This is a genomic window from Psychrobacter sp. CX97 (assembly GCF_057396285.1).
The window spans coordinates 60,849-84,976 of the sequence record NZ_JBXYJE010000002.1 but is presented as its reverse complement, the minus strand read 5'-3'; the positions used below and the strand labels follow the sequence as shown (position 1 = coordinate 84,976).

The 24,128-nt window shown below is 37.9% G+C and carries 18 protein-coding genes; 4 read left to right on the top strand and 14 right to left on the bottom strand.

From position 1 onward, the window contains the following. The first annotated feature begins 155 nt into the window (after positions 1–155). Both mfd and AC2SLL_RS01790 read left to right on the top strand, forming a co-directional pair. Entirely contained in the window at positions 156–3,914 is a 3,759-nt protein-coding gene (gene mfd / locus AC2SLL_RS01795) for a transcription-repair coupling factor (protein WP_486529968.1), read from the top strand. Positions 3,915–4,658: 744 nt separating this feature from the next. Then, the gene (locus AC2SLL_RS01790) at positions 4,659–5,093 is read left to right on the top strand and encodes an HIT domain-containing protein (RefSeq protein WP_486529967.1); all 435 of its coding nucleotides are present in this window, start codon (positions 4,659–4,661) and stop codon (positions 5,091–5,093) included. Between the two features lie 162 nt (positions 5,094–5,255). Here the strand turns inward: AC2SLL_RS01790 and fdx are convergent, their stop codons facing one another. The 8 genes from fdx to AC2SLL_RS01750 form a co-directional block, all read right to left on the bottom strand. Further along, the gene (fdx, locus tag AC2SLL_RS01785) at positions 5,256–5,594 is read right to left on the bottom strand and encodes an ISC system 2Fe-2S type ferredoxin (protein ID WP_486529966.1); all 339 of its coding nucleotides are present in this window, start codon (positions 5,592–5,594) and stop codon (positions 5,256–5,258) included. Positions 5,595–5,676: 82 nt separating this feature from the next. Then, positions 5,677–7,626, bottom strand: coding sequence for a Fe-S protein assembly chaperone HscA (hscA, locus tag AC2SLL_RS01780; protein WP_486529965.1), 1,950 nt, complete (start codon positions 7,624–7,626; stop codon positions 5,677–5,679). A gap of 80 nt (positions 7,627–7,706) precedes the next feature. Further along, positions 7,707–8,261: a Fe-S protein assembly co-chaperone HscB gene (gene hscB / locus AC2SLL_RS01775; RefSeq protein WP_486529964.1), complete on the bottom strand. Its 555-nt coding sequence runs from the start codon at positions 8,259–8,261 to the stop codon at positions 7,707–7,709. Positions 8,262–8,672: 411 nt separating this feature from the next. Continuing rightward, positions 8,673–8,993, bottom strand: a complete 321-nt coding sequence (gene iscA / locus AC2SLL_RS01770; protein WP_486529963.1) for an iron-sulfur cluster assembly protein IscA — start codon at positions 8,991–8,993, stop codon at positions 8,673–8,675. Between the two features lie 189 nt (positions 8,994–9,182). Next, positions 9,183–9,575, bottom strand: a complete 393-nt coding sequence (iscU, locus tag AC2SLL_RS01765; RefSeq protein ID WP_486529962.1) for a Fe-S cluster assembly scaffold IscU — start codon at positions 9,573–9,575, stop codon at positions 9,183–9,185. 135 nt (positions 9,576–9,710) lie between these two features. Beyond that, complete coding sequence (locus AC2SLL_RS01760; protein WP_486529961.1) at positions 9,711–10,937, bottom strand: IscS subfamily cysteine desulfurase; 1,227 nt, start codon at positions 10,935–10,937, stop codon at positions 9,711–9,713. Next, on the bottom strand, positions 10,934–11,443 hold the full coding sequence (locus tag AC2SLL_RS01755) for an Rrf2 family transcriptional regulator (RefSeq protein WP_486529960.1): 510 nt from the start codon (positions 11,441–11,443) through the stop codon (positions 10,934–10,936). Before AC2SLL_RS01755 ends, AC2SLL_RS01760 begins: the two co-directional genes overlap by 4 nt. 404 nt (positions 11,444–11,847) lie before the next feature. After that, the gene (locus AC2SLL_RS01750) at positions 11,848–12,492 is read right to left on the bottom strand and encodes a hypothetical protein (protein ID WP_486529959.1); all 645 of its coding nucleotides are present in this window, start codon (positions 12,490–12,492) and stop codon (positions 11,848–11,850) included. Between the two features lie 696 nt (positions 12,493–13,188). Between AC2SLL_RS01750 and AC2SLL_RS01745 the strand changes: the two genes are divergently transcribed. Together AC2SLL_RS01745 and AC2SLL_RS01740 are read left to right on the top strand one after the other, a co-directional pair. Continuing rightward, positions 13,189–13,461, top strand: a complete 273-nt coding sequence (locus tag AC2SLL_RS01745) for an HU family DNA-binding protein (RefSeq protein WP_486529958.1) — start codon at positions 13,189–13,191, stop codon at positions 13,459–13,461. Between the two features lie 138 nt (positions 13,462–13,599). Beyond that, a complete protein-coding gene (locus AC2SLL_RS01740) occupies positions 13,600–15,474 on the top strand; it encodes a SurA N-terminal domain-containing protein (RefSeq protein WP_486529957.1) in 1,875 nt (624 codons plus the stop codon). Positions 15,475–15,630: 156 nt separating this feature from the next. Here AC2SLL_RS01740 and purH read toward each other — a convergent pair whose 3' ends face one another. The 6 genes from purH to mrcB all read right to left on the bottom strand — a co-directional run bounded on the left by purH (position 15,631) and on the right by mrcB (position 23,877). Further along, positions 15,631–17,235 (bottom strand): bifunctional phosphoribosylaminoimidazolecarboxamide formyltransferase/IMP cyclohydrolase, encoded by a 1,605-nt coding sequence (gene purH, locus AC2SLL_RS01735; protein WP_486529956.1) that lies wholly within the window; start codon positions 17,233–17,235, stop codon positions 15,631–15,633. A 349-nt stretch (positions 17,236–17,584) separates the two neighbouring features. Continuing rightward, entirely contained in the window at positions 17,585–17,905 is a 321-nt protein-coding gene (locus AC2SLL_RS01730) for a helix-turn-helix domain-containing protein (protein WP_486529955.1), read from the bottom strand. 279 nt (positions 17,906–18,184) lie between these two features. Beyond that, a complete protein-coding gene (locus AC2SLL_RS01725) occupies positions 18,185–19,240 on the bottom strand; it encodes a DUF3426 domain-containing protein (protein WP_486529954.1) in 1,056 nt (351 codons plus the stop codon). 243 nt (positions 19,241–19,483) lie between these two features. Continuing rightward, positions 19,484–20,398 carry a 50S ribosomal protein L11 methyltransferase gene (gene prmA / locus AC2SLL_RS01720; protein ID WP_486529953.1) on the bottom strand — a complete coding sequence of 305 codons (915 nt, stop codon included), beginning with the start codon at positions 20,396–20,398 and terminating at the stop codon, positions 19,484–19,486. A gap of 67 nt (positions 20,399–20,465) precedes the next feature. Beyond that, positions 20,466–21,359: a tetratricopeptide repeat protein gene (locus AC2SLL_RS01715; RefSeq protein WP_486529952.1), complete on the bottom strand. Its 894-nt coding sequence runs from the start codon at positions 21,357–21,359 to the stop codon at positions 20,466–20,468. Positions 21,360–21,468: 109 nt separating this feature from the next. Beyond that, a complete protein-coding gene (mrcB, locus tag AC2SLL_RS01710) occupies positions 21,469–23,877 on the bottom strand; it encodes a penicillin-binding protein 1B (RefSeq protein ID WP_486530172.1) in 2,409 nt (802 codons plus the stop codon). Between the last annotated feature and the right edge of the window lie 251 nt (positions 23,878–24,128).

Here is a 24,128-nt window from a genome sequence, read left to right as displayed (position 1 = left end):
ATAATCAATGCTATCACTTACCTATTTATTACCTTTCACTTACCTGTTACTTACCTATTAATACCGAGAACCTAATAGTAGTGTCCTAGCTTAAGTCTATTTTTGAAAAGCTGACGCTAAAATTTTTGACACCTAAAGGATTATCCCGCGTTTTTATGTCTATATTATCTGCCTCTTCGCTTAGTGATATTTTTGATCCTATTAATCATAATTTGTTTCCCATTCCAGAGTCGCAGCGGCGCTGGTTATCGCAAGCTTATGGAGCAACGGGCAGTTTATGGTTAGCTAGCTTGACTGACTGTCCTATAGCGGATGTTCAAAATCGGCTAAAGGTGGTGGTTACCAAAAATCAAAATCAGCTGAATCAAATTGAAACTGAGCTCGCATTTTGCGGGGTGGATGCCTATGTTTTTCCAGATTGGGAAACCTTAACTTATGACGAGTTATCGCCGCATCAAGATATCGTTAGTGAAAGAATAAATTTGTTAACAGAGATGCCTAAAAGTGGCATCTTACTAATTAGTATCCATACCCTTATGCAACGGGTAGCGCCGCCAAGTTGGCTGATTGGTCAGCATTTTGATTTGAGTGTGGGAGATACTTTTGATATTGAGTCGCAAAGGACACAATTGGCTGCTGCGGGTTATCGTGCTGTTGATAATGTATTTGAACCTGGCGAATTTGCGATTCGAGGTAGTGTGATAGATATTTTTGCAATGGGTCAGCCGTTTCCTTTACGCTTAGATTTATTTGATGATGAAATTGAGTCCATTCGTTTTTTTAATCCACAAACTCAGCGTACGTTGTCTAGTCAAACTTTAGATGAACTGGTCAGCGGTAAATCAACAAATGATATTTCTATTGAGTCGCTATCTTTATTGCATAAGCTGCCTGATGTTTCAAAACCTATTACTGAGTTTCAAATCTTACCTGCTAAAGAGTTTCCGCTTGACGAAGGTAAAGAGACGTTCCGCACTAATTTCGCCTCCATGTTCCCGACGGCAAGCAGCCGTAAATTTGAGCTACATAAAGATGTTATGGCAGGTATTGCCAGTAGCGGTATTGAATATTATCAACCGTTGTTTTTTAATATAGATGACTGGACTTCAACAGGCCATCTATTCTCATATTTTCCACAAGACTCTCTTTTTATTATTGACGAAAGTATAACCGAGTCGCAAGCAGACTATTGGTCACAAATTCAAAGACGTTATGAAGAACGACGTCATGACATTGATAAACCCATTTTGGAACCGACACTTCTGTATTTGCCAAGCAATTCGTTAAATGAAAAGCTTAATAACTACCCCCGCGTTATATTAACGGGTCATGAACTTGATGATAGCATTGACGCTGGAAATGAATCGAGTAAAGCAGGTCGAATAGCACTGCCAACGCTATCGCCACCTGAGCTTACTGTGAGCCATCAGAAGGCTGAGCCACTAGCCGAATTGCTTAAATATGCTAATGGGAGTTGGCAAACAGACAAAGAGCTATATAACTTTAGCGATAAGGTAAGCAATAACAACCGGGCTATTTTAGTCGTTGCTGAGACAGCTGGTCGCCGTGAAATTATATTAGAATTATTTAAAAATAAACTAAATGTACAAACTTTTGACAACTTAACACAATTTTTAAACAGTGAGCTATATCAGAATCCTAGACCGGTAAGCTCGACAGATAGTATAACAACTAAGCCAACTGTGGGCTTGACTGTTGCTCCAATTGAACGGGGTTCGATAATTATCGGGCATTTCTCTATCGTTAGTGAAACCCAGCTATTTGGCCGGCAAGTGTTACAAACTCGGCGCCGCCGCCAAAGTGATGTATCTGAAGAGTTTTTGATTAAAAGTGTGACTGAATTGACAGAAGGTAGTCCTGTTGTACATATAGATCAAGGTATAGGACGGTACCATGGATTACTAACCCTTGATGTGGGTGAGGGAGAGCAGGAATTCATTCATCTTAAATATGCAGAAGGTGCGAGTATTTATGTACCCGTGGCCAATTTACAGCTGATTAGTCGATACAGTGGTGGCGACCCAGCGCTAGCGCCATTACATAAAATTGGCAGTGGTAAATGGGATAAAGCCAAACAAAAAGCATTACTACAAATTCATGATGTGGCTGCCGAACTGTTAAATATTCAGGCACGCCGAGCTGCCAAAGAGGGTATCCATTTTAAAGTAGATGCTGCCCAGTATGAGCTGTTTGCCAGTCAGTTCGCTTTTGAAGAAACACCTGATCAAGCGAATGCTATTGACGCCGTTATTCATGATATGAAACAAAATAAACCTATGGATAGGCTCATTTGTGGTGATGTTGGCTTTGGTAAAACAGAAGTCGCTATGCGCGCTGCTTTTATAGCGGTTAATAGCGGTTATCAAGTAGCGGTGTTGGTGCCAACGACCTTGCTAGCAGGGCAGCACGAAGACAACTTTCAAGATCGCTTTGCTGATTGGCCGATTCGTATTGAGTCACTCTCAAGGTTTGGTGGCAAAAAATATCAGCAAAAAGTCTTAGATGATTTGCAAAATGGCAAGGTGGATATAGTTATTGGCACGCATAAGCTGCTACAAAAAGATGTCAAATTTGCTAACTTAGGTTTGATGATTGTGGATGAAGAGCATCGCTTTGGGGTACGTCATAAAGAACGTATCAAAGCGATGCAGAGTGATATTGATAGCCTCTCGATGACGGCAACCCCAATTCCTCGTACGCTTAATATGGCGCTTACTGGCATGCGTGATATGTCTATCATTGCTACACCGCCAGCGCGGCGACTCGCTATTAAAACGTTTGTGATGCAAAAAACAGATCAAGTTATGAAAGAGGCGATTCTACGTGAGCTATTGCGTGGTGGACAAGTGTTTATTTTACATAATGATGTTGCCAGTATTGAGCGGATGGCTGAAAATATTCGAGATCTTGTTCCTGAAGCACGAGTAGGGGTGGCACATGGTCAGATGAATGAACGTGGACTTGAACAAGTGATGCGTCAGTTTTATCACAAAAGTTTTAACGTGTTGGTATGTACCACCATTATTGAAACCGGTATTGACATTCCTAATGCCAATACCATCATTATTGAGCGTGCTGATAAATTCGGTCTGGCGCAATTGCATCAATTGCGTGGACGAGTTGGGCGCAGTCATCACCAAGCTTATTGTTATTTGTTAGTGCCTACTATTAAAGGATTAAAAGGCGATGCTAAAAAGCGCCTGACTGCTATTGAGCGTGCTAACACGTTGGGTGCTGGTTTCATGCTAGCTAGTGAAGATTTAGAGATTCGTGGGGCAGGAGAGATATTAGGGAAGCAGCAGAGCGGTAATATGCAGTCCATTGGCTTTAGTCTGTATATGGACATGCTGGATAGGGCCACAAAGGCCATAAAGCTTGGTAAAGAGCCTGATTTGAATTCGCCTTTGTCACTAACTAGTGAAATTAACCTGCATTGCTCGGCTTTGATACCAGAGGATTACGTAAACGATGTGCCGCAACGTTTATTATTTTACAAACGTATTAGTAATGCTGATGATAAAGAGGTTCTTATAGACATTCGCACCGAAATGATTGATCGTTTTGGTGGTCTGCCAGATCAAACTAAGCAACTATTTGCTATCCATCAACTGAGATTACAAGCAGACCTTTTGGCTATTCATAAAATAGATGCTACTTCGAGTAGTGTGACACTCGAATTTGCACCAGATACTCCAGTCGATGCTATAGCAATCATACAACTTATACAGTCCGATGGTAATCGATATCGTATGAATGGTGCCTCCGGTATTCGCTATACCAATTCCGAAAAGTTGGATAACCCACAAAAGCGGGTGGTGGCAGTGCAAGAGCTATTAAACCATTTTGCTAAGCATGTAAAAAAAGATGCAAATGCAGGGAATAAAATAGGCTAGTCTGATTAACTAGCATATGACTGTTTTACCATAATCTGAATACGGACATAACTAAATATAGTCTAGTTGGTTTGGCTTTTAGGTTAAAATTAATTCAGACTACAGTAGCTTTAAGTAGCTCTAGATTAGTGATATGAGCCGTAATCAAATTGTCACTACGAGTTCATTAATTTGTCATATGGTGTCTGTATTGTTGTAAACACTAAATAAAAGGGATTGAATTAAAACGATGTAAACAACAGTAGCTAGAAAAGACTAGACGGGAAAAGTACAATGAAAAATCGACTTTTAAATATTTCTTTAGCAGTGGAACTTGAAGATTTACAACTGCCTGACTGGTTTGATGATGAAGTAGATGATGCAATGGAAATGTAAAATCTTTAATTTAATTATTATGGTAATTATAATAAAAAGATGCAAATTCAAACTAAGTTAAGATTTTTTAGGAGAATCAAATAATAATTATAAAATAATAATAACAATAAAAATTAGATAATTATAATAATAACTTGCTCCTTTGACTGATACAGTGTTTCATGAATTTTTTAGACAGCCTTGAGAAATCAAGGCTTTTTTTTATGGGTAAGATAAGCTATTTTAAATAGTTAGCTATTTAGTATTACCTTCATATTCGTTTGCATAACTAAGTATACATAACTAAACATTGCTAAGCATCTATAATATAAATGCAATACCTGATAAAATGATGGTTTGCTGAATGATTAAAAAAATAAGAGAGCCAATATGTTTCAACTTCATCCAAAACTTGCAAAAGACTCTTTTTTAGTGGGTGACTTTCCTTTATCAACTTGCCGTCTCATTAACGACTGTCAGTTTCCTTGGTTGATTTTAGTGCCTAGAGTTGCTGGTGTACAAGAAATTTATGAGTTATCTGCAGCAGATCAGGCACAATTTTTACGTGAGTCTAGTTGGCTTTCTAGCCAGATGGCAAAGACTTTTAATGCTGATAAAATGAATGTCGCTGCATTGGGCAACCAAGTACCTCAGTTACATTTCCATCATATTGTTCGTTATAGTAATGACTTAGCTTGGCCTAATCCTGTTTGGGGTACACCAGCAGTGCCGTATACTGAGGAGGTATATCTTGCTATGCAACAAACCTTGATGATGGCATTGCGTGGTCACAACCAAATGCCTTTTGATTGGAAAATGCAGTAAAATAGAAATTGACTAATGGACATTAAATCATAAGATATCCATGTTTAATTGCTTTATTGCTGATATTCAAGTGTTTGATAATTTAAGTGGTTTATTAATAAAAGAAAGCACCCAGTTGGGTGCTTTTTTAAAGGCTTCGGTAATGTGTGATAGTAGATTGGTTTAATGATTTTCTTTAGCATGATTAAGCGTGTATTTTGGAATTTCCACCACTAAATCCGTATCATCAACTTGCACCTGACAGGATAAGCGTGAATCAGGTTCTAACCCCCATGCTCTATCTAATAAGTCTGCTTCAATATCATCCATTTCTTCAAGGCTATTGAACCCTCTACGAACAATGACGTGACAAGTGGTACACGCCTTCGACATTTCACAGGCGTGCTCAATTTTAAAGCCTTTGTTTAATAAGCCCTTACAAAGGTTGTCGCCACTTTCAAGTTCAACCTCTGCACCTTCTGGGCAAATTTCATGATGAGGGAGTAATGTGATCTTTGGCATACAGTTTTCCAGTTTCATTGCAAATAAATTTAATAAGCTACACGTATAATACTTAGGAGAATATAGATGGCTTATCATAAGTCTATTTAGACCAATCCTCGGTACGAGTACCTGCTAGCGACTGCTTGACACTTTGGTTCATAATGCGAGCTGCAAAAGCATCACTTAGTGGTTTTAGCATAGCTTGCTTCGACTCAATTTCTGATTTGATTTGTAGTAAGTCCGAAGCCTTAGAAGACTCAACTTTATCCAATGACTCTTGCAGTTGCACCATAGCGTATTCGAGTTTTTGTAGATTATCATGGGAAATCAAGTCTTTAAACTCTAGTAAAGCAGAGTGTAAGGCTAATATCTCACGTTCTGCTTCTACTTTTGTTTCGATTAAACTTCGAGCTTGCTTATCGTGTTCTGCATTTTCAAAGCCTGCCCGTAAGAGCTGTTCTTGTTGCTCATCACTTAAACCATAAGAGGGAGTGATTATAATGTCACTTTTTACTCCGGTAGTTGTTTCTAGAGCACTTACAGAAAGTTGACCATTCGCATCAATATCAAAAGTAACCTCAATACGGGCAAGTCCAGCTTTCATAGGCGGAATACCGTAAAGCTCAAATTGACCTAATGAACGGCAATTTTCAACGGTATCTCGTTCACCTTGAACAACATGAATTACCATACCCGTCTGCCCATCTTGATAAGTGGTAAAGGTTTGGCGCTTTGCAACCGGGATGGGTGTATTACGTGGAATAAGTACCTCTACCAAACCGCCCATCGTCTCTAATCCTAAAGATAAAGGCGTGACATCCAATAGTAAGACATTATCAGATTTGTCTTTTTTTATAAGTTGTTCAGCGACTTGAGCTGCTCCTAAAGCAACGACTTCATCAGGATTGAGATGGGCTAAAGGCTGCTTATTGAAATACTGTTTTACAGCATCTTGAATGACGGGCATACGAGTAGAACCACCCACCATGATAATCTCGTTGAGATCAGATATAGTCACATTGGCATCACGCATTACCTGTTCACATGCTGACAAAGTGCGTTTAATAATAGGGTTAATAATTTTAGTTAATGTTTCGTTATTAAGCTGACCTTTGAAGCTCTTATCCGAGATATCTATTGAAATATCTACGCTATTGTCAAGGCTCAGTGCTTGTTTGAAGGTTTCTGCTTGGCGAGCGATTTGCGTTTTTTGTTGGGCGGTAACGTCTTTGGATGTAAGATGGACTTGCTTTAATAACCATCCCATAATAAGGCGGTCAATATCATCCCCACCCAATGCACTATTACCACCTGTTGCTAAAACCTCAAAGACACCCTCATTCATCCTCAAAAGTGAGACATCAAAAGTCCCACCGCCTAAATCATAAATGAGGTATAACTGTTCTTTGGTTGATACAATATTGTTCGATTTGTTTTCAGTCTGTTTATCTAATCCATAAGCCACGGCAGCAGCGGTAGGCTCATTAAGTAAGCGTAATACATTAAGACCTGCTAATTGTGCTGCATCTTTTGTAGCTTGACGTTGTGCTTCATCAAAATAAGCAGGTACGGTTATAACGGCACCCTTAATACTGTCATCTGGCAAAGCGGCAATAGCGCGCTGCTTTAGAGTAAGTAAAATATCAGCAGACACTTGGACTGGAGAAGTGTCTCCACGGGCGGTTACGAACGAGGGCATCGCATCTTGGCTGGTTGTGCTAGTTTTTAGTTCATATGGGTGTGAAAATTTAATATCCTGTATGCTCCTCCCCATGAAACGCTTTGCTGAAATAATCGTATTGACCGGGTCTGATTCAAAAAATGATAAGGCTCGTTTACCAACAATGGGTGTTGAGCTTGCTTTATTACCGTAATAGACTACAGAGGGTAATAAAGTATCTCCGCTCTCATCAGCTTCAATCAAAGCAGGTCTCCCTGAACGAACAACTGCAACCATGGAGCGTGTTGTACCTAAGTCTATACCTAAGGCATACGTATGCTCATGGGGTTTTGTGCTTTGGTTTGGTTCTGCAATTTGTAATAGGGACATGACACACTCAATGTAAGAAAGATTTAAATGGTTTTATTTAATTATACAATCTACAACACAGAAAAGTACGGAATGTTTGCTTATAAATATATGTCGTCATCATTGTCAGATTGCAGATGTAAATCATCGATGGCGATATCCATATCTTTTTTAAGTTTAACGAGAAACCTTAGCTTCTGTGTGGCATCGATAGCTACGGGCCAATCCTTGCTTTGATAAGCAGCTTCAAAACGTGTTGATTGTTTATGTAACCGTTCATCAAGATTAACTTGCAGTGATTTAATAGCAGACAAATTAGAGGAATGGGCCGCATTATCTAAGTTTATGCGCATATCCATAGCATCATCCAGAAAGCCTAAATCAGAAATTGAAGCATTCATATCCATCTCTTGACCAGAAAGCTCTAATAAATAATTGGCACGACTATCAGGATGAACAAGAATATTGTAAGCATGGTTAATAAGAGCAGAGTTTTTCTGCGAGTTTGGCGGTAGAGACTCATCTGACTTATCAGGATGAAACTGCCTTTGTAATTGTCTTAAACGAGTATTTAATTTTGCAGAATCAATCTTAAAACTGATAGGTTGATCAAACAATTCAAAAAAATTAGCAAAGGTAGGTTCAGTGTTAGTCATAGGCAAGGGGTGCTGTTAGGTGGTTTAATGCATTATCATAACATGAAATATTAGTGAATAACTGATAGATAATAAGTAACTGATATTAAGTAACTGATATTAAATAACTGTGGATCAATTACAGAATGAATTAATGGATACTACATCATTACAGTTTTATACGTTAGATTGCTTATAAGCTAGTTTACTACTGCGATTCACTTGAAATATTGAAGCTATATTAAGTCTAAACAGCTATTTATTCAATGAAAATAGGTTGGATACCATAAGCTTGGCAAGTTAGCTTATATTAAGATTATTGTTATTGTAAAACCAAAACTGACAAGGCTTAGTCGTCAGATTTGGTTTTTTATAATGAATAATATAAATATTAAGCGGTAGAGTGGCAACTAAATTATGAGTTTATAAAAGTTAAACAGTAAATGATTCACCGCAGCCACATTCGCCTTTTTGGTTCGGATTCGTAAATTTGAAGCCTTCATTCAATCCTTCGCTAACATAATCCATTAGTAAGCCATCAAGATACACCATACTCTTTGGGTCTACGAAAATATTGACACCATTACTATTAAACTTTTTATCACTCTCATCAGGCTCATCGACAAATTCTAATACATAGGCAAGCCCTGAACACCCTGCAGTACGGATGCCAACTCGGATTCCTTCACCGTGACCACGGTTGCTAAGATAATCTGTAACGTGTTTTGCAGCACGTTCGGTCAATTCAATCATCAAGACTTTCCTATTGTTAATATATCAGTCAATTATGCTAATTTACTAAATATTTTAGACTTAGTAATTTAAATGTGAACCTTGAAAGTTCCATTTAAGAATACGTAATGAGACGTTAGCAAAGCTAAAGAACCCTAATACTTATTGGAAATAATATCTTTCTAAATAGTACCTTTTAACCAGCTTTAGTTAGGCAGTCGTCGATTCAGATTTAATACGGTAGTCATTAATCGCCGCTTTAATAGCATCTTCAGCCAGTACAGAGCAATGTACTTTAACTGGAGGTAGTGCCAGCTCTTCTGCAATGTGCTTATTTTTAATCTCAGAGGCTTGATCTAAAGTTTTACCTTTTAACCATTCCGTTACCAGTGAGCTTGAAGCAATAGCAGAGCCACAGCCATAGGTTTTAAATCTGGCATCTTCAATGATACCATCATCCCCAACCTGAATTTGTAAACGCATAACGTCACCGCAAGCTGGAGCACCAACCATGCCCGTGCCGACATTAGCAGCATCTTTGTCAAGATTGCCAACATTACGTGGGTTTTCATAGTGGTCAATTACTTTGTTACTATAAGCCATTTTTATTCTCCTGGGTTCTAACCTAGATATTTAAGTTACTCATTAAATCATGATTGATCGTGATAACGGCACTATGGATAAACCTAGTTAAGAGTTACCTTCATTCATGACGCATCTGTGTTCGTTTGGCTTAATTTAGTGTTCAGCCCATTCCACTGAATTTAAATCTACACCATCTTTATACATGTCCCAAAGTGGGGACAAATCTCTTAATTTATCAACGGCTTCATGGATTTGCACTAAGATAACATCAATATCTTCTTCTGTCGTATAGCGTCCAAAGCTGAAGCGAATGGAGCTATGCGCAAGTTCATCTGGGCGTCCAATGGCACGTAATACGTAAGAGGGTTCAAGTGTTGCTGATGTACATGCAGACCCTGAAGATACCGCCATGTCTTTAAGTGACATCATTAGCGATTCACCTTCAACAAAGTTAAAGCTAATATTAACAATGTTAGGAATACTGTTTTCAGCACTGCCATTTAGATAAATTTCTTCAATATCCTGAATGCCATCCCAAAGTTTTTGACGTAGTTTTTTTGCGTGCTCATGATCTTGTTGTAAACGCTCGGCTGCAATAGCAAAAGCCTCTCCCATACCAACAATTTGATGGGTTGCAAGCGTTCCAGAACGCATACCACGTTCATGACCACCACCATGTTGTTCAGCCCGTAATCGGATACGTGGCTTACGGCGTACAAATAACGCACCAATACCTTTAGGACCATATATTTTATGGGCGGAAAAACTCATTAAATCTACTTTAAGTTCTTCTAAGTTAATATTAATCTTACCAGCGGCTTGAGCACCATCAACATGAAAAACAACCCCCGCTTCACGAGTGATTTCGCCAATCGTTTTAATATCTGTCAGGGTGCCAAGCTCATTATTGACCATCATTAACGATACTAAGATAGTATCTTCACGCAATGCCTCTTTAACTTGATCGGGCTTAATAAGACCAGTACTAGGCTCTGGCTCGAGATAAGTAATTTCAAACCCTTCTTGCTCTAATTGACGACAAGGATCGAGTACTGCTTTATGTTCAATTTTACTGGTTATGATATGTTTACCACGACTCTCGTAGAAATGCGCAGCTCCTTTTATAGCAAGGTTATCAGATTCAGTAGCACCAGAAGTAAACACAATCTCGCGAGGATCAGCTCGAACTAAATCAGCAATTTTCTGACGTGCAATTTCGACAGCTTCTTCGGCTTGCCACCCATAGCCATGTGAACGAGAAGCTGGGTTACCAAACATACCGTCAAATGTCATGTACTCAGACATCTTCTTAGCTACCTGAGGGTCGACAGGGGTGGTTGAAGCATAGTCTAAATAAATAGGGCGATCTTGATTGCTCATGCTGGGTGAACCTCACTGGCTGAGAAAATTATTTTTGAATTAAGTCTATCGGATACTGTTTCAGATAGTAATTGTTGACGATGTGATACATCTGGAACATTTTCCATCTGTAATAATTGGGCTAAAGATATATTTTGCAAGTACTGCTCAATATGTTTTGACAAAGCACACCATAAATCATGCGTTAGGCACATTGCTCCGCCTTGACAGTTTCCTTTGCCTTCACATTGCATGGAGTTCACGGATTCATCTACCGCAGAGATAATAGCCATGACATTAATATCAGTTAATGGCTTAGCTAAATGATAGCCTCCTGAGGCTCCGCGTGTACTTGTTACCAATCCTGCTTTTCTTAGCTTTGAGAATAATTGCTCGAGATAAGAGATTGAAATGGATTGCCGTTTAGCAATATCCGATAATGAGACAGCTTCAGAGGAATTACCGTCTTGAATTGCTAAGTCAAGTAGGGCTGTAACAGCATATCTTCCTCTAGTCGTTAAACGCATAATTTATCTCCACTGATATTGCTATAAGATTGCTATAAGTTTGTATGTAACTTATTATAGTTAATCCCGAGTAAAATAGTCAAGATTAATTATTGTATTATTAGTTATGTTTTGTTTTAGGTTAGTAAAAGAAGGTGAGAGTAGTTTTGAAGGGTTTTAATGTATTATCCTGCATCCAATAGCTAGATTATTTCTAATAAAGCAGGCTTTATTTAAGAGAGTTTATTTAAGAGAGTAGCCATACAGTAGGTCTTATTTACGGTAAGTGGGCTTACACCAACACAAACAAAAATGAATGTATAATAGTTATTAATTGATTAGGTAAGTGATATAGAAATAAGTGATATAGAAAACGGTCATACCCATATATGTTATTTATAAACGAACGTCAAACATGGCTAACGTTACATAAACAACCATCCTATAAGGGATACTAAGGCAACGATGGAAGCTACTACTAAAGCTATTAGAGTGGTTTTTAATTTGCTTTGTTCTTCTTTTATGCTAACTTCAAGCTCACGGTTGCGTACGGATAATGTAGTAATCTGTAATTGTTGTTCCTGTACTTTAGCTTTATAGTCAGCCTCCTTTCTCTGTTCGACGTTTGGCTCTTTACCTTTACTATTTTTATTACCCTTGACAGTTTCAATAACGCCTTTCAAGAGACTAGCAAAGCCTAGTTGAGTTAGGAACTGACGTAATTGAGTAACTGTTTCGGTATTACCGCGCATAGTTAGCTTGTGAACTTGCTTAACATCGTTACTAAATAGTGAGCTTATTAACTGATGACTAAAAGCATTAATAACCACATCAGCTTCAGCGTTTTCTTTAGAAATAGTGCTATCTAACAAGATGCCTCGAGCCGTAAATGTCGCATAAAACTGCACATGCGGTAGGTAACTTCTTATAGACACAACTGTATTTTTTTTTGCTAATGGATACATAGCTTGGCGAAGTTTTGGATCAACTCTCAAAACTATTGTAATTGCTGACTCTGCAAGTACAAGAGCTACATTCAGTAGAGAGTTAGAGATGGAGTGTTGACTCATATTGAACCTATTATAGATTTAAGACTCTAGTTAAAAGCTAAGATAATTAACGATAATATAGTGCTAAAATGAGGTATGTAATTTATATCGCATTATTATTGAATATCTATCTTATAAATTATTATAAATTTTTGATGATGGGAATCATATCATATTGAAAGGTCGCACCATAGCTCATTTAAACCATGACTAATGTCAGCTTGTTGATTTAATAATCTTGATCGCATTATGTGCGGAGTCCATTTTAATATATAACGTAAAAAATTCGTGTTTTCAACTTGGATAACTGCAATTCATTTATATGCCCTAAGTTTTTTTAAATTTTTTCCATAATTAAATTATCTATTATTAAAATTGCTATCGTTTGTGACCAAAGTGTCACAAGTGTTACTTACTAAAAAATTAATAGCTGATATGATAAAGCCTTAACTTTCTTAAAATAGCGTAAATTTTCTTGAAATAGACCGTTAAATAGCTTAAAAAGTACTAATTTTAGAAATATTGTGTAAAATTACTTGCACAAAGCTGTGCCCCTTGCTATAACTGCATTTACCGCTTAATGTATTAGAAATTACTCTATTTGAAAAGTTTACGTTTTGTCATCATTACGTCATTTTTCTGGGTTAAGTTGTTGCTTATTTTTTTGTTAAGCTATAAAATTTACGTTGAATTACATTCATTTTGAAGGAATACCTTATGAACAAATCAGAATTGGTTGATAGCATCGCTGAAAAAAGTGGTCTTAATAAAACCCAAGCGTCAGAGGCATTGAATGCCATGATGGAAAGTGTAGGCGAAGCTTTAGAAAATAATGAATCAATTTCGTTGGTTGGTTTTGGTACTTTTAGCGTTAAAGATCGCAAAGCCCGCACCGGTCGTAATCCTAAAACTGGTGAAGAACTACAAATTCCAGCAAGCCGTGTACCTCATTTTAAAGCAGGCAAAGGTCTTAAAGATCGTTTAAACTAAGCAAATATTTTTTGCTTACTCAAATACGTTTAAATGTAAATAATAACGCACCTAGGGGTGCGTTTTTTTTGTGTGCTAGACTATTTTCACGTATGATATTGCGATACTTTAATTTTAACTTATTAATTGATGATTGCTATGGATTCCATTCGAGATTTTTTAAAAAGCTGGCCAGGTAGAATTCTTCTTATAATTTGTTTGTCGCCTTTAGTCATACTTGGGCTTGAAAGCTATTTTAGTGGCGGATCAAGCGCAAATGATGTGGCCAAAGTGGGTGATCAAGTCATTACACGCGCTGAGTATCAAGAAGCTATCAATAATAAACGAAGTGAGCTTGCAGCTTCAGGTATTGACGCAAGCTATATCAATAATGCTCAGCTGAATGAAGAGGTTTTAAAAGGCTTGATTAACAGAGCATTATTACGTCAGCATTCAGAAAAACTGGGCATGCATTTATCGGATGAAATAATCAACGATATGCTGATACAAGATCCGCAGTTTTTAGATGAAAATGGCCAATTTTCTAATGAGCGATTTGCCTATGCATTAAAGCAAGCAGGTATTACCAAAGATCAATTATTCGAGGACTATAGACAACAGCTGAATGTAAGACAATTGTTTTCAGGTATTGTCCAAACTGCCCTTTATCCAAACTCACAGGTCGATAATTTTTTAGCTTTACATCTAAAAACCCGATCCGTTTGGGTGCATAGATTGCCATGGAAAAATTTCGAGAAACAGGTTTCAGTTGACAACAATGAGATTGAAGCTTACTACAAAGAACATGCTAATGAACAAAATAGTTTGAAAATGGTTGATTTATCATATGTGGTTTTAGATCCCGCGAAAACAGCTTTAGAGCCAGTTACGGAAGAGGATATTCAAGCTCAATATAATCTTTTTAAAACATCTTATGGCGATCAGTATACTCAACAATTAAGTCAAATATTGTTAACTGGAGACAATGCGACCAGTACAATTGAAAAAATACAAAAACGTATAAAGAATGGTGAGAAGTTCTCTGTGCTTGCTAAAGAGTTCTCTGAAGATCCTATTAGCCGAAAAAAGGGTGGAGATATTGGTACATTTAACCCTGAGGCATTTGGAGAAGATGGCGAAAAAGTTGCTTTGGCAATAAAAGACCTAAAAAAAGGGGAAATCTCTGATCCTGTAAAAACTAGCTTTGGCTACCAGATTTTTCAAGTTACTAATATTGAAGGTAATGACATACCCTCGCTAGATAGTATGCGGGAAGAATTAGTTACTCGAGCGGAAAATCGAAAGAGAGAATCGTTCATAGCCGATAAGATTACTCGAATTAATGAGATGGCAACAGACGGTGTTAGTATCGAAGATATTGCACAACAAGAAGAGTTGCAAGTAAAAACACTGAAAGATTATACCGAGCTTAGCAATACAACCGTACTGAATCAACCTGCGGTAATTGAGGCGGCTTTTGATGAGTACGCATTACATGACGAGTCAGTAAGCACCAGCATTTCAGTAAATAATCAGATAGTATGGGTACAGCCTACTAATTATCGTCCCATTAAACCATTAACACTTGAACAAGCTGCTGCAGATATCGAACAGATTTTAGTGAAGGAGAAGGCTACAGAGTTAGCTCTAGCTAAAGCTAAAGATATTGCATTAAAAGTGAATAATGGCGGCTTAGATGCGGTCGATATTAGCTTTGAATCTTTAGGAGAAGTCAGTCGGCAAACCCCTCAACTAACTTCTATTGAAAAAGCAGTTGTGTTTAGTCAAAATACCACACCAGGTAAATTACTTGCTACCTCGCAGGCCACTGATATGGGCGCAACTGTATTAGTAATGGATGTTATTAATCAAAAAACAGCGGACCAAGTCTCTACGGCTGAGCGTATGATGGTAGCTGGTAATGAGAAGCAAAGTCGTGGACTTGAGGAGTTTTCTGACTATTTGGATTACTTAGAAACGGCGACTAAGGTGGTTAAAAATCAAAGTGTTATTAATGAGATTGCAGGAATATAAAACATAATAGGTTTGAATATCTGTGAACGTTTATGCCTGTAAAGTCCCGTTATATAATGGGTAACAAAAGAAGCCGTCAATATTGACGGCTTCTTTTTAGTCCAATGTAAAGAATGTGCATAAAAGATAAAGAATATGCATAAAAGTTATTTACTTTTAATGACGGAAATGACGCATACCTGTAAATACCATGGCGATGCCATGCTCATTAGCGGCCGCAATAGTTTCATCATCTCGAATCGAGCCTCCTGGTTGAATAATGGCTTTTATTCCGACACCTGCTGCATTATCGATACCATCTCTAAATGGGAAGAATGCATCTGATGCCATGACCGCCCCTTGAGTAGTAAGATTAGCATGCTCTGCCTTAATCGCTGCGATGCGAGCTGAATTAACTCGGCTCATTTGTCCGGCGCCAATACCTATTGTGCGTTTTTCTTTACCATATACAATAGCATTAGACTTAACGTATTTGGCGACGGTCCAAGTAAATAATAAGTCTTCAATTTGCTCAGCGGTTGGCTTAAGATCCGTTACTATTGTAAGCTCACTTTCAGTTATCAGATCAAGATCTTGATTTTGAACAAGTAAGCCCCCGGTTACACGTTTATAGTCAAGCTGGGGTTGACGCTGTAGCGGGCTAGGTAAATTACCACAAGTTAATACACGTACATTTTTCTTTTTAGCGGTAATATCTAGAACACCTTCTTCTATACTGGGTGCGATAATAACTTCAGCAAACTGAGTATCTATAATAGCTTGTGCAGTTTGAGGTGTTAACGGCCGGTTAAAGGCGATGATACCGCCAAATGAAGATTCAGGATCAGTACTAAAGGCTATTTTATACGCTTGAGTTTGATCAGCATCAATAGCTACACCACATGGATTAGCATGCTTAACAATGACACAAGCTGAGTGTTCGAATGATTTTACACATTCAAGTGCCGCATCAGTGTCAGCAATATTGTTATATGATAACTGTTTACCCTGATGTTGTTGAGCAGTTGCGATACTGGCTATAGCATTTTTACTATTTGGGGAGTTACTATTTCGAGAATAACTATCTTCTACATAAAAAGCTGCTTTTTGATGCGGGTTTTCTCCATAACGTAAATCTTGTGACTTGGTCATATGCACATTAAAAGTACGAGAAAAATCTTCAGGCTGTTCAAATGATTTAAGACGGCTACCGAGGAAGTTGGCAATCATACCGTCATAGTGAGCAGTATGCTCAAACGCTTTAACGGCTAAATCATAACGGGTTTTTTGTGAGAGATGCCCTGCTTCTTTGAGCTCACTCAACACTTTCTCATAGTCATTTGGATTAGTAACAATGGCAACATGCTCATGGTTTTTGGCGGCCGCGCGGACCATAGTGGGTCCGCCAATATCAATATTTTCAATGGCATCGATTTTGGTAACATTGGGATTTGCAACTGTTTGAGCAAAAGGATATAAATTGACAATAACTAAGTCAATAGGTCGTATACCGTATTCAGTCATTACGCTATCATCTTGACCACGGCGACCTAAAATACCACCATGAATTTTAGGGTGCAGTGTTTTTACGCGCCCGTCCATCATTTCAGGAAATTCAGTGTAGTCAGCTACTTCTGTTACCGCTATCCCTTTATCAGATAATAAACGATAAGTGCCTCCTGTCGAAAGTAAATCATAGCCAGCATCAAGTAACCCTTGAGCAAAAGTATCAATTTTAGATTTGTCAGAAACTGAAATAAGAGCATAGGGCTTTGTAGTCATAGTAGTTTCCAATTATTTAGGATAGGTAATGTAATTTAAACGACCTGATAGAAGAATTTAAGAGTGGCGCAAAAGTTAGAGGTGTATTCCCACTCGTTCAACACACTCGCATAAACAAATAATATTTATAGAGTGGAGAATCAAAAAAATAGATATTATAACAAAGTTAAACTTATATTTTCCTAACAACTAGCTAGCACGTTTTAGCTTAAAGGTTGTGAATTTTTGCAGCTTAAAGTTTTCTAAGCTAAAAATTAAGGTGGCTTAAACTTGACGTAACAAAAAAGTATGCCATACACGTAAGCATCTATTTTCTAAAAATTTATATTTTTTAAGACAACTCTAGACGTCACATGAGTCCATATAATTCTAGTTTTTTTCTCAAAGTTCCACGATTTAACCCCAAAATTTTCGCAGATTTTGATTGATTACCTTGTGTCTTTGCAAGCACCACCTCCAATAGGGGTCTTTCGACTTCTTGCATGACTGTTTGATATAAGCTGGTAGGAAGTTGGTCGTCTAATTCTGATAAATACTGGGTAACTGCTACATGTACATGGTCACGTAGAGGGGTTTTTGCTGAAGTATGACAAGTATGAAGTGAATCTCCATTTTCAATAGCCTTCTCAACAATAGATTCTTGACTAGGCGTTGAGGTAGTTATATCCATTCTAATTATCCCGAGCAAATATAATATTAAAAACACAAAAAAAGGCATAGAATTATTTAATATTAGTGAACTATTATCAGCGTGTGCTGAACAAAACGACGTAAGCATGCAGTATATTTTACAAAAGCGTATACCTTGTGGCAGTAATGCCTTGAAGCATTATAATACTATTAATTGATTAAGGTTAACTGTCTTTAATGTCAGCTGACCTTTAAGAGCTGGAAGATAATATTAGTGTCGTTAGAGAGTTTTTTATAGAAAATTGCTAAGAAACAGTTGTTAGTAGAAAGGGGTAATCTCTATTTTACTAATGTTTCTTTTTTCAATAGGTACCGTTAGCATAAAAATACTAAGCTGTGAGTGCCCGATAATACGTTGCGGTGTTAGCAAGTATTCTTCTGGCAAGGCTATAAAGTCACCAATAATACCTTTTGATCCATAAATCTTTACTTTGATGTTTGGAAATATTTGATCTTCCCTGCTCATATTAGTAATGGCAGCCATAATGTCAGTAGCATTTGCTTTAATGCTACTCGGTTTAAATATCTGGTTTGTGATTGAAATTTTAGAAATATCTGCGTTAGGTATGGCACATGCAAAAATATTGCAGAAGCTCTGTAAATGATGCCTATGTGATGGATTTTTGACCAAATTATCTAGGTTAAAGAATGTGTATTGAGCGATTAAAAGAAGCGTCAAAAACAAACAGCCTATAAACCAAACAAAAGGTGTGATATAGGGTGCGGCCTTTGCTCTTTTACTTAGCTTTTCAAAATTTGTTTTAGACGAGACAGGTTTGAAAGTTATATTTTCAAATGGAATGCTAAGGTCTGCATTAGTGCTCACATAATACGGAGGGGCACCATTTAAATCTATTGGAGGACGTTTAATAGACCAAGACGTGTAAGTATCCTTCTTATTATTTATATGAGCATTACTTAAATCATAGAGTTTATCTTTGGTCTGAAGTTCTGTGATTGGCTTCGACCATTCATCACCAAAATCATCAGAAAAAGGGTTTTCTCCTTCAAAATCGAATTTATCAGTGTCGTTAATGGCAAAACTCTCTAAATAATTTTGAGAATCATTAGATTGTTTTAAGCCAATATTTTCTTGGGAAAGGGATGTTGTCTGTTTATTGTCTTGCGGGGTGTTTTGGCTATTTTTTTGATAAGTAGTATCCAAAAAAGAATGATTTACCATATTCTCTTTAATAACAAAAGAAGTATGGCAGTTGCCACATTTAGCTTTAGATTTTCCAGCAGAAACCACATCGAGGCTGACTTGATATTCTGTTTGACAATTGGGGCATTGGATGAAAATAAAGTCATTCATAAAAATTTAAGGGGCTCTAATAAAAATATAATCAACAAACTACAAAGTTGCTAATAGTAAAGTCGGTTAATGTAACATCCGTAATAATTGGAATTGTAATATTGATTTATGTTTAATTGTTGAAGTTTACCAAAGCTTTAAAGATTATATTTGAAAGACTTAACAGCATTAAGTGCCCATTGAGGCTATAGACAATTTTAGACCAACTATCTGATATATATTAGCAGATGTTGCTATCTATCGCTACAGTTTATACTTGCCTGATAGGCGATGCCAATGTGCATCTTCAAACTTTTCATATGAATGATTCGAGCTAAGATCGAACCAAGGTTCATAGGCCTTTATGACGTCGTTAACTTGCTCTTTAATTAGCCCAGACAGCACGATACTACCATTTGGTTTGCTTAAAGTGGCAAAATAAGGAGCCAGGTCGATCAAAGGCTTAGCCAATATATTTGCAATAATGATATCCGAATCGGGAATGTTATTGTTATTAAGCTCTTTTGAGAAATCCTCTGGTAAGTAGGCATTAAGTTTATCTTTAATCCCATTGCGTTCAGCATTTTGGTTGGTTGACAAGACAGCTTGAGGATCAATATCAACACTATAAACTTGTTTTGCGCCTAATAATAAAGCGGCAATGCCTAATATTCCTGAGCCGCAGCCATAATCAATAATAACTTTATCTCTAACATCTTGATCAGATAACCAATCTAAACAAAGGCGAGTGGTAGCGTGATATCCTGTACCAAATGCTAGACCAGGATCCATCATTATATTAATGGCATTCGGATTAGGGGGTGTCATCCATTTTGGCACAATCCACAAATTATTAGTGCATTCAATCGGATTGTAGTGAGACATCCACTCTCGTTCCCAATCTTTATCTTCAAGTGGGGTTGTCCAAACACGGCTGGCATTAATTTGACTAGCGATATCATGGGCTATTGTTTCAATACTGTGCGCGCTGCCTGCTTCAAATAAACCCGTTAAGACAACGTTATCCCAAAGTGGTGAATGTCCAGGCAGAGGCTCAAATAAAGGCTGATCTCCAGCGTCCTCTAGGCTTATAGAAAGTGCGCCTTCCTCGAGTAACAAGCTCTCTGCTAACTCAACATCCTTTTTTTCGCATTGTAGATAAAGTTGTTGCCAATTCATAAAAATCCTTAAAGGCTTGCCTATTATAAGCAGTACTTGATATGTTATAAAAGTTTACAGGCGCTACTTATTTAGATAAAGCAGCCCTAGCTTCATTGATGACTCTTTGATTGCCTTGCATTTGAGCAGATTTTAACACCAGCTGCCATAGGGCTTTTTTTCTAGAAGTAGATTGAGCAACAACCAAACCGCGCCTTGCCATCGCTTCCGCTTTTAAGGCTTGATTTTGTTTCAAGGCAACTTGCCCTAAATAGAAGTAAACCGCTGAAGATTGTGGTGCGAGACGTTGTGCTCTAGTAAAAGTGCTTTGGGCTGAAGATAGCTGACCTTGACGAAGTTGTCTAACTCCCGTGTTCATTAGTTTTCTAAATGCAGGAATATTATCGCCATTTTGAATAACCCTAGAAGATTTTGTCTTTTGTTGCGAATTTTGTCTTGCCTGTTCTAGAAGTATTTGTCTGGCTGTTTTGGCATCATTTTCTGGGGGCTTAATGATATAGATAGAATTAGGTTTATCGGATGAAGGTTTATTTTCGCTAATACTTGGGATAACTGGTTGTTGTTGGTCATATTTCTTGCTATTTGTTTTAGAGCTGGATTCAGGAGTAGGGGCAGATAAATCAGGTTGTGATGAATTTGTATAATCGCTAGGTTGCTCTTGTATAGTGTGATTACTAGGCTGTTGTAAAGGCTTGTTTTTATTTTGGATTACTTTTGTACTTTGATATTGGGTACTTTGATGTTGGGTACTTTGATGTTGGGTACTTTGATGAGAGCCCTCATTGATAGTCTGCGAATCTGCTTGATAAATGGTGGGGTAGTTTGTGGTTTTATTTGATTGAGGGTGAGGCACTCCTGTGGTTGTTTGGCAGCCAGTCAGTGTTAGAAAACCAAAGCATGATGCCGTTATTAGCAACTTATCTATTTTTTTCTGAGTATCATTACTCGTATTAGTTAGCATTTTGAAAACCCAAAAGTTATTATTTAAAAGTATGAAAGCAGAATATAAATTAAATCGTCTATACTTTCAAACCAGCACAGACGTTTGTATTGATCAAATAATGATTAACTTAAAACCATTCAAGGGCCTGATCGTACCAAGTACTGTCATTAGCGGGCTCACGACCATTACTTTCACTGCTAATATTTCCCGATGGCGTGGCTACATTATCTTCATTTTGAGTAGGACTATTAGGTTGTTGTTCACCAGCCCCTTGTTCAGGTGCAGCTTGCCTACTTTGTTCACGTAGTGCCTCTTGTTGACTTTGGAGCCACTGAATTTGCTTACGAGCCTGCTCTTGTTGATAGAGCCTAATGGCACATTCACTAGCCTCCTCAGGTATATATTTACTACGTACCGGTAGATACTTCGCTTGAGCACAACTTTCATGCGAGAGCTTACCAGTACCGTTTTCTAACCACATCCATTCAATGTTTTCAGGTTGGGCCAAATTAACAGGAGTCAGGCGTAATCTTCCCATATAGTCTTTCCAAACAGGGAGTGCGCCGCTACTACCACTAAGACCTATAGGCTTATTGTCATCACGCCCCACCCATGCAACGCTAATATAGTTGCCACTATATCCTGCAAACCATGCATCTCGATAGTCATTGGTCGTTCCTGTCTTGCCAGCAAGCTTTAACTGGCTTCCGAGAGATTGTAAAGACTTGGCAGTCCCATTACGTACCACTTCTTGCATCGCATAATTGGTAAGGTAGTTCACATCAGGTGGTACGCTTCGTTTGGTATCAAGCCCCGAACGTTGTAAGATTTTTCCTCTGTCATCAACTACTGAGCGAATACTGATAATTGGGGTACGAAATCCGCCGGCCGCTAACACTTGGTAGACGCCAAGCATATCCATAGGGCTAAGCTCAACAGATCCTAATAGAACCGAGGGATAGGTGTGGATTTCAGTTGTGATACCTAAGCGGTGGAGCTGATTGATGAAAGTACCTATACCGAATTCCATACCCACATTAACCGCCGCTTGGTTATAAGATTTGGCTAATGCTATAGTTAATGGAACATATCCATGATCTCGACCATCGTAGTTTTTAGGAGACCACGTAGTACCATCTGATAAGGTTACCGTCACCGGATTATCACTAACTTGACTCGCTAAATTATACTTGCCGCTCTCTAGTGCGGTCATATATATGAAAGGCTTTAGTAGCGAGCCAACTTGTCGTTTGGCATCAACGGCCCTATTAAACCCAGTAAATTCACTGCCACTACCTACAACAGCGACGAGTTCGCCTGAAGCTGGATTAGCACTGACCAATGCTGCCTGCAAAGATTTAGTTTTAGCGCTTTTCTTTCGTAATGCTTTAAGTTGTTTGGTAACTGCTGAATCAGCTGCTGATTGTGCGATTGGGTCAAGGGTACTAAAGATACGTAACCCTTCATTTTTTAAATCTTCTTGGTGGTAGTTAGCCTTTAACTCTCGTTTTACTATATCTAAAAAATCAGGGAAGCGACTTTTACCAACGTTTGGTTTTTCAACAACATCTAGCGGTCTTTTAATTGCTTCATCATAAGTCGATTGGTCAATTTTCCCCATGGTCAGCATATTCATAAGTACGGTATTACGACGTTCAAGGGCACGCTCTGGGTTACGTCTTGGATTATAAGTAGTCGTCCCTTTAGCCAATCCAACTAACATAGCTTGTTGATCAAGTCGTAACTCTTTAAGAGGCTGATCAAAATAAAACTGTGACGCTAAAGCAAAGCCATTAATTGAACGGTTACCATTTTGACCTAAAGTAATTTCATTTAAATAGGCTTGCAAAATTTCATCTTTATCATAATGTAGCTCAAGCAGTAATGCCATAACTGCCTCATTGGCTTTACGTTTGAGTGTGCGATCTGAGTTCAAATAAAAGTTTTTAACCAATTGCTGAGTTAGGGTAGATCCCCCTTGCATAGATTGACCTTTTAAATTATTCAATACAGCCCTAGCAATACCTCGTATTGATACACCTTTGTGGTCATAAAAACTACGGTCTTCAGTTGAAATTAGAGCATCGATTAGGGGTTGAGGAACATCTTCAATGGCCACGACCATTCGGTCTTCATTATTATCCGGATAAATCCCACCAATGGTTATAGGCTCAATGCGAACAATACCCGTATCACTTGGCTGCGTACTTTTGATGCTAGTAATTTGCGAGTTTTGGATATTGATTTTTATGACTTGGTCTGGGTCAACATCATTGGCACTATATTTAAAACCTCGAGTATGTATTGTATATTGGCTAGAAGATTTACTATAAGTACCGGTTTGTTTATAGTTGGCACTCACTTTGTAATTAAGCATACCAAGCCAAGACTCTAGATTTTTACTGGTTAGTGGTGCTCCTTTATAGAGCTCTAAAGGTTGTGAGAAAACTTTAGCAGGTATATTCCAGCGTTTACCTTCAAACTTAGCGGTAATCACTCTATCTTGTTTAATAAGATACATTGCTAAAAGCAACATACCTACAATCAAGATGATTAATAATAACAAGCTAAAAACCACCCCGCGTTGATGGCTTTGGTTTGGTTTGCCAGCAGGACTATTGGATAAACTGAATTTATTTTGGGAAACCGCTGATGCTTGTTTTGCTAGGGTTAATTTTGAATAAGATGAATTGCTTTGCACGATAGAATTACCAACTAAAAAAAGACCAGATTATAATGACTTAAAACAATGATTTTTTCAACGTGGTTAAGGTTAATACACAATTA

What these genes read in the sequence shown, in the direction of transcription:
- mfd (WP_486529968.1), top strand. Translation starts at nt 156, where the DNA reads ATGTCTATATTATCTGCCTCTTCGCTTAGTGATATTTTTGATCCTATT.
- AC2SLL_RS01790 (WP_486529967.1), top strand. Translation starts at nt 4,659, where the DNA reads ATGTTTCAACTTCATCCAAAACTTGCAAAAGACTCTTTTTTAGTGGGT.
- fdx (WP_486529966.1), bottom strand. Translation starts at nt 5,594, where the DNA reads ATGCCAAAGATCACATTACTCCCTCATCATGAAATTTGCCCAGAAGGT.
- hscA (WP_486529965.1), bottom strand. Translation starts at nt 7,626, where the DNA reads ATGTCCCTATTACAAATTGCAGAACCAAACCAAAGCACAAAACCCCAT.
- hscB (WP_486529964.1), bottom strand. Translation starts at nt 8,261, where the DNA reads ATGACTAACACTGAACCTACCTTTGCTAATTTTTTTGAATTGTTTGAT.
- iscA (WP_486529963.1), bottom strand. Translation starts at nt 8,993, where the DNA reads ATGATTGAATTGACCGAACGTGCTGCAAAACACGTTACAGATTATCTT.
- iscU (WP_486529962.1), bottom strand. Translation starts at nt 9,575, where the DNA reads ATGGCTTATAGTAACAAAGTAATTGACCACTATGAAAACCCACGTAAT.
- AC2SLL_RS01760 (WP_486529961.1), bottom strand. Translation starts at nt 10,937, where the DNA reads ATGAGCAATCAAGATCGCCCTATTTATTTAGACTATGCTTCAACCACC.
- AC2SLL_RS01755 (WP_486529960.1), bottom strand. Translation starts at nt 11,443, where the DNA reads ATGCGTTTAACGACTAGAGGAAGATATGCTGTTACAGCCCTACTTGAC.
- AC2SLL_RS01750 (WP_486529959.1), bottom strand. Translation starts at nt 12,492, where the DNA reads ATGAGTCAACACTCCATCTCTAACTCTCTACTGAATGTAGCTCTTGTA.
- AC2SLL_RS01745 (WP_486529958.1), top strand. Translation starts at nt 13,189, where the DNA reads ATGAACAAATCAGAATTGGTTGATAGCATCGCTGAAAAAAGTGGTCTT.
- AC2SLL_RS01740 (WP_486529957.1), top strand. Translation starts at nt 13,600, where the DNA reads ATGGATTCCATTCGAGATTTTTTAAAAAGCTGGCCAGGTAGAATTCTT.
- purH (WP_486529956.1), bottom strand. Translation starts at nt 17,235, where the DNA reads ATGACTACAAAGCCCTATGCTCTTATTTCAGTTTCTGACAAATCTAAA.
- AC2SLL_RS01730 (WP_486529955.1), bottom strand. Translation starts at nt 17,905, where the DNA reads ATGGATATAACTACCTCAACGCCTAGTCAAGAATCTATTGTTGAGAAG.
- AC2SLL_RS01725 (WP_486529954.1), bottom strand. Translation starts at nt 19,240, where the DNA reads ATGAATGACTTTATTTTCATCCAATGCCCCAATTGTCAAACAGAATAT.
- prmA (WP_486529953.1), bottom strand. Translation starts at nt 20,398, where the DNA reads ATGAATTGGCAACAACTTTATCTACAATGCGAAAAAAAGGATGTTGAG.
- AC2SLL_RS01715 (WP_486529952.1), bottom strand. Translation starts at nt 21,359, where the DNA reads ATGCTAACTAATACGAGTAATGATACTCAGAAAAAAATAGATAAGTTG.
- mrcB (WP_486530172.1), bottom strand. Translation starts at nt 23,877, where the DNA reads ATGTTGCTTTTAGCAATGTATCTTATTAAACAAGATAGAGTGATTACC.